Origin of the sequence: Actinomadura sp. KC06 (genome assembly GCF_004348735.1) — a bacterium.
In the GTDB taxonomy this organism is placed as follows: domain Bacteria; phylum Actinomycetota; class Actinomycetes; order Streptosporangiales; family Streptosporangiaceae; genus Spirillospora.
The window spans coordinates 1-12,449 of the sequence record NZ_SMKT01000208.1; the positions used below are offsets into that span (position 1 = coordinate 1).

Here is a 12,449-nt window from a genome sequence, read left to right on the forward strand (position 1 = left end):
GGTTGTTGTCATCTCCGGGGTTGGGCCCGGTTTGGGGCGTGGGCTGGCGGTTCAGTGCGCCAAGGCCGGGGCGGACGTTGTTCTTGCCGCGCGCAATGAAGCGCGGCTCGCCGAGGTTGCCGAAGAGGTTGAAGACCTTGGTCGTCGGGCCGTCATCGTCCCCACTGACATCACCGACCCGGCGGACTGCGAGCGCCTGGTGGATACGACCCGCACCGCGTTCGGGCGCGTGGACGGGCTGGTCAACAACGCGTTCGCGACACCGCCGTTGACCGATCTCACGAAGGTCGACCTCGACGCAGTGCGAGCCGGCTTCGAGACGAACGTGCTGGCAGCGTTGCGTCTGACTCGCCTGTTCGTCCCCGCGCTCGAAGAAGGCCGCAGCTCCGTCGTCATGATCAACTCGGCGGTGCTGCGGCACTCGCGGCGGACGTTCGGTGCGTACAAGATGGCCAAGGCGGCGTTGCTCGCGATGACGCAGAACTTGTCCACGGAGCTGGGGCCGCGCGGTGTACGGGTCAACACCGTCGCGCCTGGCTACATCTGGGCCGACAACCTGAAGTGGTATTTCGACCACCTTGCCAAGAAGCGGGGCGTCCCGGCGCAGCAGGTGTACGACGAGAACGCCGCGACGACCGATCTGCGCAAACTGCCCGAGCCGGACGAGGTCGCCGACGCCGTCGTGTTCATGCTGTCGCCGCTGGCCCGGGCGGTCACCGGCCAGTGCCTGGACGTCAACTCCGGCGAATGGCACCACTGAGCAGCAGTTCCGAGTACCCCAGGAAGGCGCCGATGACCCCAGGACGCGACAGCGTAGGCACGGTCGAAGACCTCCACGCCTCGGCCGCCAAGATCACCGGCCTGGACGACTTCGGCGACGACGCGTACCTGCCCGGCTTGAGGGTGTTGCTGGAGTCCTACGCCGAGGACGCCGGTCTGACTCCGCTCGGAAACAAGGCGCAGCGCGCGATGCTGCGCGGCGCCCTGGTCGCCCGGCAGTTCTCCGAGACGGCGTGGCGGCGGCATCCCGGGCACGCGGACGTCCCGGTCGAACGTCCGATCTTCGTCACCGGACTGCCGCGCACCGGCACGACCGCGCTGCACCGGCTGCTCACGGCCGATCCCGCCCACCAGGGCCTCGACCTCTGGCTGGCCGAGGTGCCGCAGCCGCGCCCACCGCGCGAGACTTGGGCGGACGACCCCGTCTTCCAGGCGATCGACGCCGGATATCGCAGGCACCACGTCGAGAACCCCGAGTTCATGGGCGTCCACTACATCTCGGCGGACACAGTCGAGGAGTGCTGGCAACTGCTGCGGCAGAGCATGCAGTCGATCTCCTTCGAGTGCCTGGCGCACGTGCCGGCGTACTCGTCCTGGCTCGCCGAACAGGACTGGACACCCGCGTACCGCAGGCATCGCCGCAACCTGCAGCTCATCGGCATGAACGATGTGGGACGGCGCTGGGTGCTGAAGAACCCCAGCCATCTGTTCGCGCTGGACGCCCTGTTGGAGGTCTATCCGGACGCGCTGATCGTCCAGACGCACCGGGCGCCGCGCACCGCGATGGCGTCCATGTGCAGCCTCGCCGCGCACGCCACCGCGGGCTGGTCGGACGTGTTCACCGGCGCGACGATCGGCCGCGACCAGCTCGAACTGTGGAGCCGCGGCCTCGACCGATTCCGGCGCGAGCGGGCGCGGCATGATCCGGCGCAGTTCGTGGACGTCCACTATGACGACTTCGTCCGTGACCCGATCGGGACGGTGGAGGGCGTCTACCGCCATTTCGGGCTGCCGTTCACCGATGCCGCCCGGACGGCGATGACGGATCTGCACCGCGAGAGCGCCACCGGAGCCGCCAAGCCGGCGCACCGGTACGCGCTGGAGGATTTCGGTCTGACCTCGGAACAGGTCGACTCCCGCTTCGCCGACTACGCCGCCGATCTGCGCCTCTAGCCGAGGCTCAGTCCACGTCCGCGATGTCACGGGTGACCGTCTGGCGTCTGGTGGCTGGACGTGGTGGTCAGTCCTTGGACGTCGGTGCGGCTAGGTCGGCCAGGTGGTGCAGCGAGTTGACGAGATGCTCCGGGCCGAACGGCGGGAACTTGAGGTACTCCCGGATCGACTGCGGCACCGCAGACCAGTCGTAAGTGAGCGTGACCTCGGTTTCGGACGGGCCGAGCGGCGCAAGGTCGTAACGCCAGAACCAGCCGCCGAACTCCAGGCGGCCGTCGTCGCTCTCGGTCCCCGTCATCCAGCCGATGGCGTGGGGCGGGTCGAGTATGTGAACCTTGTTGGCCGTCCGGTAGCCGCCGTCGGGATGGTTCGGGTGATACATGTCCATCCGGAATATCTGCCCCACCTCGGTCAGCGGCGACTGGTCGGCGGATTCCTGGACCCAGCCGGTGCCGTCGATCGCGGCATGGGTCGTCGGGTCCGCCAGAACGGCGAACACCCTCGCGGTGGGCACGGCGAAAACCAGGGTGGCGCTCATGTTCTCCTCGACCATGGTGCGCACGCTCCTTGCCATCTCGTCTCGGGCTTCCCGCAGTCGCGGAAGGGGACGCTGTCACTATGCAGACGATCTGGTCACGCGAAACTCATCGGGCGTCCGCGGGGTGGGCGGGAGCCGCGTCTTGGACGCCGGCTTATCGGCCGGTGAGCAGGGTAGGGGCCCTTCACCAGCCGGTTCCCTCCCGAGGTGCCGGACGTGGAGCGGGCGGCGAACCGGCCCGCTGAGTGCGCAACAGGGGACGACGCCGATGACCGAACCGCTCCCACCGACACGCAGAAATCGCGCGAGCCTGACGTACAAAGTGCGTTATGCGGCACAGAACCCGGATCGGATCAAGTCATACCTGGCGAGGGTGGCCAGGGACCTCAAATTCCGGTTCTCCAGCCGCGACCACGTCGCCTACTACCGGGCCGTGATGAAATCCGACACGGCCAAGAACCCGGAGGCCGCCGTCGGGAGCCGCAGTCACGAACGCTGGCTGGCGCTCGGCCAGATGCAGTTCGACTACCTGCGCAAACACGGGCTCAAGCCGGACGACCGGATCCTGGAGATCGGCTGCGGCAATCTGCGGGCCGGATGGCGGTTCATCGACTATCTCGACGCCGGGAACTACTACGGCATCGACATCTCGCCGGACATTCTGCTCGCCGCGCAGAACACGCTCGTCCGTCAGGATCTGCGTGAGAAGCTGCCGCACCTGACGCTGGTCAACGACCTGAAATTGCAGTTCCTCCCGTCCAGGCACTTCTCCGTCGTGCACGCGCACAGCGTCTTCAGCCATTCGCCCATCGAGGTGATCGACGAATGCCTCGCCAACGTCGGCCGCGTCCTCACATCCGATGGCTTCTTTGATTTCACCTTCGATCGAACCGAGGGACCCGAGCATCACGTCCTCCGGGAGGATTTCTACTACCGCACCGAAACGCTGATCTCCCTCGCCGAGAGGCACGGTTTCGCTGCCCGCTTCATGGACGACTGGGAAGAACTCCCGCACGGTCAATCCAAAATCCGCGTAACCCACCCCGAATAACCGGCTCACGACGACACCTAGAGGGACGTCGTCGGACTGTCTACGGCTGATCAGGCGCAGACGGCCGCTGGGGCTGGAGGGTACTGGCGAGGCGTTTCGGTGCCGACAGCCGCCAACCCTCGGTGACGAGTTCGGCCAGCTCGACGGGATCGGCCATCGCGAGCTTGATCTCGACCCAGGCGAAACGTCCACCTGCCCAGGACGGCGAATAGACCTCCGGGGCCTCGGCGACGAGGGCCTGCTGCTCTTCGCGTGTGGCCTTGAGCATGATGGTCTCGTCGCCCTCATGCAGGTAGCAGAAGCCCTTCCCGCGCACGCGAAACCCGGTCAGCTCCGGATGTCCGTCGTTCTGGGTCACCTCCGGCAGCGCGAGGACGACGTCCAAGAACTCCTCGACAGTCACCCCACCAGGTCTACCAGCGGCGTCCGACAGTTCAAGCCGCCGGGAAGCCCGGACAGCCGCGTCCGCCGACGTGCCCTCACGCGGGGATGTGGCGGAAGCGATAGAGCGTTGCGGCTACCCGGGGGCCTAGTGGTAGCGGGACGGCCAGGTCGTTGGGATAGGCGTCCACCAACGTCAACTCGGGGGAGAAGAACTCGACCAATCCGGACCGGCGGCGCGGACCGATTGGTCGCCAGTCCAGCGGATGCCGTTTGGTCCAGTGCTCCAGCAGGAATTCGCCGCCGGGACGCAGCCACGACTCGATCAGCCGGTCCCGGTACGTCCGCAGCCCGGAACGATTCATGTTGTGCAAGCAGCCGGAGTCGAACACCACGTCGAACGGCTCGTCGGGGCGCAGGGCCAGCACATCGCCCCGCACGACGGTGAAAGGCGTCCGCGACGCGGCCGATCTGGCCTGCGCCATGCTGACCGCATCAGGATGCAGATCGATCGCGGTGACCTGGAAACCCAGCCCCGCCAGGTATTCGGCGAAGTTGCCGGAGCCGCACCCGACGTCCAGGAGCCGGCCGGGTTCCGGCGTCGTCTCGGCCAGCGCGGTGAGCAGCCTGTCTGGTTCGTCCCGGTTCCACGGCAGCCGTCCGGGATCCCCTTTGGCGGCGGCGTACGACATGTCCAGGATCTTTCGCTGCCCGAGGCCCATACCCGCGCGTGTCATGGCAGGACGGTCCAGAACTGCCAGTGGTGGCCCTCCGGGTCGACGGTCAGGTAACGGCGGTGTCCGTGCGCGTTCTCCGGCCCGGTGATGATCTCGGCACCGTGCTCGCGGGCGTGTTCGCAATGCTCGTCGACGTCGTCGACCATCACGTACAGGCTTTGCGTGGACGCACCGCCCAGCGCGGCGGGCGTCGTCGAGCCGCCCGCCTCGGACGGGCCGATCGCCATGATGACCCCCTCGCCCAGGCACAGCTCGGCGTGCTGGATCCGCCCGTCCGGTCCGACGTACCGGGTCCGCTCGGTCAGGCCGAACACCTTTACCAGCCAATCCAGGCTGCGGACGTCCGCGTAATACACCATCGGTGTGATCTGCGGGTAGTCGCCGCTCTCCGAAGCGGCGGTGAGCGTCTCGACCGGCACTTCCAGGGCGGCGGCCAAGGCCGCCACCGTCTCGGCCGACATCGATCCGTCCTCCGCGCGCTGCACGGTGCGGATCGCCACACCGGCCGCCTCGGCCAGTTGCTCCTGGGTGAGCGCGCGCCGCGTCCGCAACCGGCGAACCCGCGCCCCTGCCGACCTCTGCTGCACCGCGACCTCCTGTGTCCGTTCGACTCCGTCCGACCAGGCCAACCACGGTGTCAGCAGCCACCCCGGCACGCCACGTCCGCAAGACGACACTTTCCCGCCACCAGACCGCTTTCCCGGACGTGAACAGGCGCCGTGGTAGACGAAATGGCCCGCGCGGGAATCCCCTTGACTAACGTCCGCGGAACGATTCGTTACATTCCCGAACCGGATCCCGCGCCGCCTGTTCGTAGAGCCGTTGTGCCGTTGAGCCGGACGGTGTTCACGGATACGCTCGGGCGGCGGTAGACCTTGTCGTGGACCGTCCGGCGCGTGGGGGAGTAGCCACGGTGGGCTTTTCAGGGCCCCGAAGGGTAGTCATTGTCGGAGCCGGCTTGGGCGGCACGGCCACCGCCATCCGCCTCTTACAGTTCGCCCGAGAGCCTTTACAGGTGGTGGTGATCGAGCGGCGTCCCGAATATCGGAGCGCGGGCGTGGCCTATCACCGGACGGGCAATCACTGGAACCACGTCTTCAACATCCAAGCCGGTCGCATGTCGATGTTCCGAGAGGACGTCGACGATTTCGTGTCCTGGGCCAACAATGAGGCCGACCGGACCGGCTGGCCCGCGGAGTGGAGCGATTTCACCTTCACCGAGTCGGGGCCCGCGCCCCGCCGGATCTACGCCGACTACCTCGCCACCCGCCTCGCCGACGCCGCCCGCGAAGCTTCGGACGGCGTGACGCTGCTAGAAGCCGACGGCGAGGTTGTCGACATCGCACTCGACACCGGCCCCCGCGCCCGCATCACCATCGAAAACTGCTCCCCGCCGCAAATTACCTGCGCTGACGGGTCGGAGCGGGTGGTGCTTCAAGCCGACCATGTCGTTCTCGCCACGGGTCTCGAAGAACGGAACCTACCGTTCGCGGCTGATGTGGCAGATCACCCCGCGTTCGTCCGGCATCCCTATTCCGAGGAGGGGATCGAGCGGATCCTCGGCCTTCGGCAGGACGCCGTGGTCGCCATCATCGGGACGTTGCTGAGCGCGTACGATTCGGCCTCGCTCCTCCTGCGTCGCGGACACACCGGGACGATCCACATGATCTCCCGTTCCGGCCTCACGCTCCGCACCTACCCTCCGGACCACCGGCATCGCGTCATCAACCTCCCGCCCCCACGGCTGCTCCCGGACGGCTATGAAGGCCGCGACGAATTCGTCCGGCGTTTCAAGGACGAATGGGAACGGGCATGCGTCACTCTCGCCCGAGAGCACCCCGGCATGCCGCTTGCGGTTGTTACGGAACGGGTCGCCAAGTCCTGGGAACCACATCTCCCCGATGTCCTGGCGCGTGTCCCGACGTCCGACCTCTGTGCGCTCCTCGACGGCTACGGGAGCCTGCTGGCCACGCTGCGAGTGGGCGCCGTCGGCCACATCACCGAGTTCGTCGACGCCGCGATGGCGGACGGCGGGCAGCTCAGCCTCATCACCGGGCGGATCGACAAGATCGTCGGCACCGCGTCCGGCACCCTGGAGCTGTCGGTGTCCGGTTCGGAGCCGACGCGGACGATCGAAGCGGACCTCGTGATCTCGAACTTCGGACGGGAGCCGAACTACGAGCGAGCCGGCTCGGCGCTCTGGACGAACCTGCTCCGGAAGAAGATCGCCGCGCGGCACCGGCGCACCGGACGCGGCGTCGAGGTGGACGTTCACGGCCGCCTCCTCGGGCCGTCCGGGGCCCGCTCGGCTCCGATCTCCGTGGTCGGCGGTCCCCGGGAGGGCGATGAGATCGTCCGGTACGGCCGGATGGGCGCGTTCGCGTTCAATCTCGCCGCGATCAAGAACCATTCGGTCGGCGTCGCCGCGACCGTGCTGCACCGGCTCGAATCCTGCTATGACGAGCGGGCCGGCGACGCGACCGTGTCCATGGCGGGCGCGGAGGGGCGGGAGGCGTTCGACCGATCGGTCATGCTCGACGTGCACCGGATGGCCGCCCGGCGTCGTGACGACCGCGAGGCCATGACGGCCCGGCTTGAGAAGAGCCTTGAAGCCGTCCGCGGCGCCATGTCCGGCAGTGGCGAGGCCCCTGCCTCGGAGCGTGCGCTGCGGTTCGCCGTGAACAGGGCCGCCATGACGAAGCTCAACGACCTGTCCGTGACGCCCCGCGATCTCCGAAACCGGCTCGGGCTCGATGAACCGGAGCCGACGCCGCCGACGCCGCGGAGGCCGCTGGAGTCGCCTGAACGGCAAGACCTGCCGGAGCCGCCCGGCCCGCCGGGGTTGGGCTAGTCGGATCCACCTTGGCACTTGAGAAGGTGCGGGACGTTTCGACGGCTGGCAGCCTCTGATCATGTGCCCTGCCCGGACGGGATGGCCCGCTGACCAGGTCGAGGCGCGGTCGCTCCCTCTGAGACCGACCGGGAACTGGTGAGGAAGGACGTCCGTGAGCCCTCGGGAAATACCAGCGGTCTTGCTCGTCGATTCAGACAAACGACGCATTCGCGGGTCGTGCAATCGCACCGGCAAACCGATAGACGGCACCATTCTGGTGGTCGACCGGCTCAGCCCTGAACTTTACGAGACGATCGTCACGTGTTCCGCGGTGATCTGCGCGCGAGGCGGCCGGACGGGCCATATGCAGTCCCTTTGCCGGTCGCGCGGAATCCCCGTCCTCCGGGTCGACCCGTCCGATCTGGACGCGCTCGCCGGTGAGGTCACCGTCCTGCTTGACCGCGAGTCGGTCGTGCTCGGCGAAGCCGCCCCCGCGACGCGGCCGGCGGAACTCCGGGCCGCCGCATTCGGCGAAGTCGAGTCGATCTGCGTGGTCATCGCCGACGCCACGGACATCCGATCCGCGAACGCCCTCGCACCGCGCGTCAAGCATGCGAACTCGTATTTCATCCGCGAGGAGTTCGTCTGCTTCGCTGCCGGTCTGAGCCCCATCGACTCACTTCGGGCGGGACCCGCCGAAGCCGAACGCTACGGCGCCGCGGTGGCCGCGGAACTGTGCTCGATGGCGGACGAACTCCTCCCTGGCCAGCGCCTGATCATGCGATTGCTCGACCTCCGCTCTGACGACGCCGCGCAGATCACGACCGGCGCCCACGTGGAAGACGAGCCGAATCCCGAACTCGGACTACACGGTGCCAGATGGCTGCTGTACGAACGCCATTACCCGCATGCCTTCCGAGCTCTTCGCGCCCACGTACGCGAGCGCCTCGGCCCGGACATGAACCGAATACTGAGTTTCGCCGTCCCGTTCATCAATGACCTGGACGAGTTCCTGCGGCTGCGACGGCACCTCGGCTTGACCGACGAAACACCGCTGGGAGTTTTCGTCGAGACGCCGGCGGCCGTCCATTCAGCGGCCGCATTCTGCGCCGCCGGCGCCAGTGAATTGTTCGTCGGCACCAAGGACCTGATCCAGTTCTACCTGGCCGCCGACCGGGGCAACCACCTGGTCTCCTCCACGTACCAGACCCGGCATCCGGCCGTCCTGGCGGCCCTGCGCGAGGCCGTCGAGTCCGGCCGAGACGCCGGGGTTCCGGTACACGTGTTCGCCTTGGGCGCCGACCTGGACCATTACGTGCGACACCTTCCAGCACGCAGGCTCATGATGTGCACCGCCGAACTACTACGACTCGCCACCCGCTCAGCCGCCTAGCACACCACGCCTGGCGCAGCACGCCTGGCGCAGCACGCTGGCGCATCGGGTCTGTCGCGCCGGGCCTGGCGTACCGGGCCTGGTGTAGCGCGCCTGGGGCAGCACGCCTCGGCGCGCCGCGCTTGGCGCATCGGCGCCTAGTGTGCGAGTCCGAGTTGGGCGGCGGCGAGGGTGGTGCCCTCGACTCGGGCGGCGATCTTGGCGAAGGCGATCTCGCGGGACGTGGACGTGTCGTCGGCGAAGGGGGCGAAACCGCAGTCGTCGCAGGTTCCCAGGCGGTCGGCCGGCAGGTGGCGGGCCGCGGTCAGGACCCGGTCGCGGACCTCCTCCGCCGTCTCCACGCGCGGGTCGATCGGGTCGGTGACCCCGACGAAGACACGGGCGTCGGTGGGCAGATGCTCCGCGATGACGCTCAGGACCGTCTCCGGGTCGGCCTCGCTCGCCAGCTGGACGTAGAAGTTGCCGGCCTTGAGCTGGAAGAGCTTGGGCAGCAGGCCGGCGTAGTCGACGTCAAGGCTGTGGGTGGAGTCCTGGTCGCCGCCCGGACAGGTGTGGACGCCGATCCGGGCGCGTTCGTCGTCGGTGAAGCGTTCCAGGACGCGGTTGTTGAGCGCGATAAAGTCGTCCAACACGCCGCCGCTCGGATCGAGCTTCAGCGACAGCCGTCCCTCGGTGAAGTCGAGCTGGACCACATGTGCCCCGGCCTCCAGCGGCCCCCGGATGTCGGCCTCGGCCTCGTCCGCCAGATCCGCCAGGAACTGCTCGCGCGGGTACCCGGCGATGCCCGCCTGCGGGTAGAGCAGGCTGAGGGCGGACGGCGCGATCACGGCCTGCTTGACGGGCACCGTCGCATGGTGCGCCGCGGCCGTGAAGTACTGCGCGGCACGTGCCTGGTACCGGAACGGACCCTTGGTCAGGACGGGCAATTGCCGCTGGTGCCCATCCTCGAACGGAATGACCACGCCATCGGGCGCCAGACCGGCGAGCCCGGCGATCGGATAGGTGGCGAAGCTGGGCTTGGATTGCTCGCCGTCCGTCACGACCGGCGAACCCACCGCCTCAAGCCGCCGGATGGTATCGGCCACCGCCACGTCATGCGCGTCGGCCAGCTCGGCATCGCTCACCTCCCCGGCCGCGTACGCGTTCATCATGGTCAGCAGTTGGGACGGCCGGGGAATGCTACCGATCGGTTCGGTCGGAATCGCCATGCCGCGAGCGTACGCATCCCACATCATGATCATCAATTACTACTGGTAATCATTCGGTGACCAATATTGGTCATCGCCGTAACCGTCAAGGTCAACGGCTGCAGCCCCGGGGGATGAGTGTCTAGAAGCGCCAGCGGGTTGCGGTGAAGCCTTTTTCCTTGCCGAAGGCGAAGATCACGGTTGGTTCGACGGCGAAAACGTGCCGGGGTTCGGTCAGGGCGGTGTCGTCGGGGTCATAGAACTCTCCGTCCTGGACGAATGGGTGCCACCACGGGTATTTGGTGGGGAATAGGTCCGCGACCTGCTGTAGCCGGTCGGGGTCTCGCATGACGTGCGCGGTCCCCTCGATTACCAGGTCGATGTCCTGAGCCGGCACGGTGACGGCGCAACTGTCGTTGTGCGCGAGGTAGCGGGCCTTGCGGGCCTCCCGGTGGGTGTTGAAGCAAAGGGCGCCGTCCAGCCAGACCGCCAGCACCGGCACTACGTGCACGCGCCCGTTCGGACCGGACGTCGCCACCAGAAAGTCATCGGCCCCCGCTATACGCGCCCGCGCATCGGCCCAGGTGAGGGACGTCAGCGGACTGCCGCTGGGACTGGACAATTGCTCGGCGACCGGCTCCGGATCCGACTCCGTCATAACCGCTCCTTAGATTCTGGAACTCCTGGACACACGATAAGCCCGGGCACCGACGAGACGACGCCGAACCGATTGGGTGAGTCGACATCCGAAGAGCCGCCTGGGGCGAATGGTGAGCGAGCAACCGTTCATGCACTTCAAGGAGGACCTGTGAAGTTCTTCTCGCGCAAAGCCACCGCGGCCTCGGTTGTCGCCCTTGGCGCGTTGACGGCTGTCCCTGCGATGGCGGGGCCCGCCGCGGCCATCCCGTCGCAGTGCAGCGTCGGCCGTGACTTCAGCACCGCGTTCAGCTCCTGCCTCGGCGGCACTGGAGAGCACCGGATCGTCTGCTTCTACACCCATCACATCCCGGGCGTCGGGACCATCATCGGCTACGGGCCATGGAAGCCGGTCGGCGAAACGTCCGGCACCTACTGTCCCCAGGACAGGGTCACCAATACCTTCGTCGAGGTCCGCTGACCACCCCGACCGGCCAATCTCCGATGGTCGTCGGAGGGTCTCTGTCGCGGCTTGGTTCTCTCGATGACAGGGCTCGAACGGGTGTACCGGCCGGAGGTTGTGCTGGACGGCCGCATGGCGCTCCATCGCCCCTGCGCCATGCGGCCGGCCGGGTGATCGTCGCCGACGGGCCTGGTGTCGATGCGCTGGGCGAGCATATTGTTTGGCTGCAAACGATATGGTCGTCATCGCACCGGAGGACAAGGTCCTGGGCGTGAGCCACGTCCCGTGACCTCTATCCCGATCCGCCTCAAGGAGGTCACCCGCATGACGCTCGACATGCGCTTCTTCCCCGTGCCCGGCACCCACCCCGTCAGCACCGATCTCGTCGGGGTGCGCGCCAACTTCCACTACGGGTCCGGCAACGTGCTGCAACAGCACTACGCGGACGAGTCGACCATGGTGTGGACCGGTATGTCCGGCGACTTCACCGGCGTGCAGCAGACGGAGCCGACGCTGCGCGTCTTCAAGACCGCGCCTGCGCAGTACTTCATCACCTGGTACGAGGCCGGGACGGTCGCCACGGCCGCGCACGGCGAGGTCTTCGACCAGGGCTACCCGATCGCGGTCATGGCGGACTTCCACCGGCTGGTCGCGACCGCCGCCTACACCAACCCTCGCGAGGACGGCGGCCAGTACTTCCTCGTCGACCAGGCCACGATCGAAATCCTCGAAGACCCGCAGGGTCTCATCGCCGCGATCGCCCAAGAGGCCGCCCGCCCAGCCTGAACAACCGACCTTCACAACACCCACACGCATACGGAATGGCTCTCCCCTGCCCTGCCGCCCGACACCCCACGACGTCCGGTACCTGGTCAGGACGGACTAGACGGCTGTCCCGAACAGAACGAGCGGGCGGCAGCGGGAAGCCAGGAGCGGAACATGCCGCGCTGGACGGGTTGGCTGGAACCGGGTCGGGCGGAGCAGACCGCCCTGTGACAGGCGAGCCCTGATGGGTGAGCTCTGCCGGGCGGGCCGGACGACGTGCAGGCAGGGAGCGTCCGCGCCGTGAAGGGCGGGCGGTTATGGCGGCGTGCTAGAAGGCCGGGCTGGAGAAGCGGGCTGGACGGCGGTCGGGCGAAGCAGGCCAGGCCGCGACGGGCCTGGTCGTGGCGGAGCGGGCCGTGCTGGGCGGTCCGGGTGGACGGGCCGGGCCGGGCGGAGGAGAACGGTCTGTGGCGGGCGAGTCGTGATGGGGTGGCTGGACGGCAGGTGGGCGG

At 67.8% G+C, this 12,449-nt stretch carries 13 protein-coding genes; 7 read left to right on the plus strand and 6 right to left on the minus strand.

Translation table 11 applies throughout. The features are described from left to right. The coding region (locus E1287_RS38140) for an SDR family oxidoreductase (RefSeq protein WP_131970157.1) at nucleotides 1–760 on the plus strand (760 nt) is incomplete at its 5' end. 32 nt (nucleotides 761–792) lie between these two features. After that, entirely contained in the window at nucleotides 793–1,953 is a 1,161-nt protein-coding gene (locus E1287_RS38145) for a sulfotransferase (protein ID WP_131970158.1), read from the plus strand. 67 nt (nucleotides 1,954–2,020) lie between these two features. Here E1287_RS38145 and E1287_RS38150 read toward each other — a convergent pair whose 3' ends face one another. Next, the gene (locus E1287_RS38150) at nucleotides 2,021–2,506 is read right to left on the minus strand and encodes a hypothetical protein (RefSeq protein ID WP_207934706.1); all 486 of its coding nucleotides are present in this window, start codon (nucleotides 2,504–2,506) and stop codon (nucleotides 2,021–2,023) included. Nucleotides 2,507–2,759: 253 nt separating this feature from the next. On the opposite strand from E1287_RS38150, the gene E1287_RS38155 reads away from it, so the two are divergent. Then, the gene (locus E1287_RS38155) at nucleotides 2,760–3,542 is read left to right on the plus strand and encodes a class I SAM-dependent methyltransferase (RefSeq protein WP_131970160.1); all 783 of its coding nucleotides are present in this window, start codon (nucleotides 2,760–2,762) and stop codon (nucleotides 3,540–3,542) included. Between the two features lie 40 nt (nucleotides 3,543–3,582). Here the strand turns inward: E1287_RS38155 and E1287_RS38160 are convergent, their stop codons facing one another. From E1287_RS38160 to E1287_RS38170, 3 genes are all read right to left on the minus strand, one after another. Then, nucleotides 3,583–3,927 (minus strand): MmcQ/YjbR family DNA-binding protein, encoded by a 345-nt coding sequence (locus tag E1287_RS38160; RefSeq protein WP_243719716.1) that lies wholly within the window; start codon nucleotides 3,925–3,927, stop codon nucleotides 3,583–3,585. 94 nt (nucleotides 3,928–4,021) lie between these two features. Then, nucleotides 4,022–4,660 carry a class I SAM-dependent methyltransferase gene (locus E1287_RS38165; protein ID WP_131970162.1) on the minus strand — a complete coding sequence of 213 codons (639 nt, stop codon included), beginning with the start codon at nucleotides 4,658–4,660 and terminating at the stop codon, nucleotides 4,022–4,024. Next, entirely contained in the window at nucleotides 4,657–5,247 is a 591-nt protein-coding gene (locus E1287_RS38170) for a VOC family protein (protein ID WP_131970163.1), read from the minus strand. The genes E1287_RS38165 and E1287_RS38170 overlap by 4 nt, the downstream gene beginning before the upstream one ends. A 326-nt stretch (nucleotides 5,248–5,573) precedes the next feature. Here E1287_RS38170 and E1287_RS38175 point away from each other — a divergent pair, with 326 nt between their 5' ends. Together E1287_RS38175 and E1287_RS38180 are read left to right on the plus strand one after the other, a co-directional pair. Beyond that, nucleotides 5,574–7,511, plus strand: a complete 1,938-nt coding sequence (locus tag E1287_RS38175) for an FAD/NAD(P)-binding protein (RefSeq protein ID WP_131970164.1) — start codon at nucleotides 5,574–5,576, stop codon at nucleotides 7,509–7,511. Between the two features lie 154 nt (nucleotides 7,512–7,665). Continuing rightward, a complete protein-coding gene (locus E1287_RS38180; RefSeq protein WP_131970165.1) occupies nucleotides 7,666–8,886 on the plus strand; it encodes a putative PEP-binding protein in 1,221 nt (406 codons plus the stop codon). A gap of 137 nt (nucleotides 8,887–9,023) precedes the next feature. Here the strand turns inward: E1287_RS38180 and E1287_RS38185 are convergent, their stop codons facing one another. Beyond that, the gene (locus E1287_RS38185) at nucleotides 9,024–10,094 is read right to left on the minus strand and encodes a cobalamin-independent methionine synthase II family protein (RefSeq protein WP_131970166.1); all 1,071 of its coding nucleotides are present in this window, start codon (nucleotides 10,092–10,094) and stop codon (nucleotides 9,024–9,026) included. A 121-nt stretch (nucleotides 10,095–10,215) separates the two neighbouring features. Then, nucleotides 10,216–10,731 (minus strand): pyridoxamine 5'-phosphate oxidase family protein, encoded by a 516-nt coding sequence (locus E1287_RS38190; RefSeq protein WP_131970167.1) that lies wholly within the window; start codon nucleotides 10,729–10,731, stop codon nucleotides 10,216–10,218. A 150-nt stretch (nucleotides 10,732–10,881) separates the two neighbouring features. Between E1287_RS38190 and E1287_RS38195 the strand changes: the two genes are divergently transcribed. Further along, nucleotides 10,882–11,190 carry a hypothetical protein gene (locus E1287_RS38195; protein ID WP_131970168.1) on the plus strand — a complete coding sequence of 103 codons (309 nt, stop codon included), beginning with the start codon at nucleotides 10,882–10,884 and terminating at the stop codon, nucleotides 11,188–11,190. 267 nt (nucleotides 11,191–11,457) lie between these two features. Then, nucleotides 11,458–11,958, plus strand: coding sequence for a MoaF C-terminal domain-containing protein (locus tag E1287_RS38200; RefSeq protein WP_207934708.1), 501 nt, complete (start codon nucleotides 11,458–11,460; stop codon nucleotides 11,956–11,958). Nucleotides 11,959–12,449 lie beyond the last annotated feature (491 nt).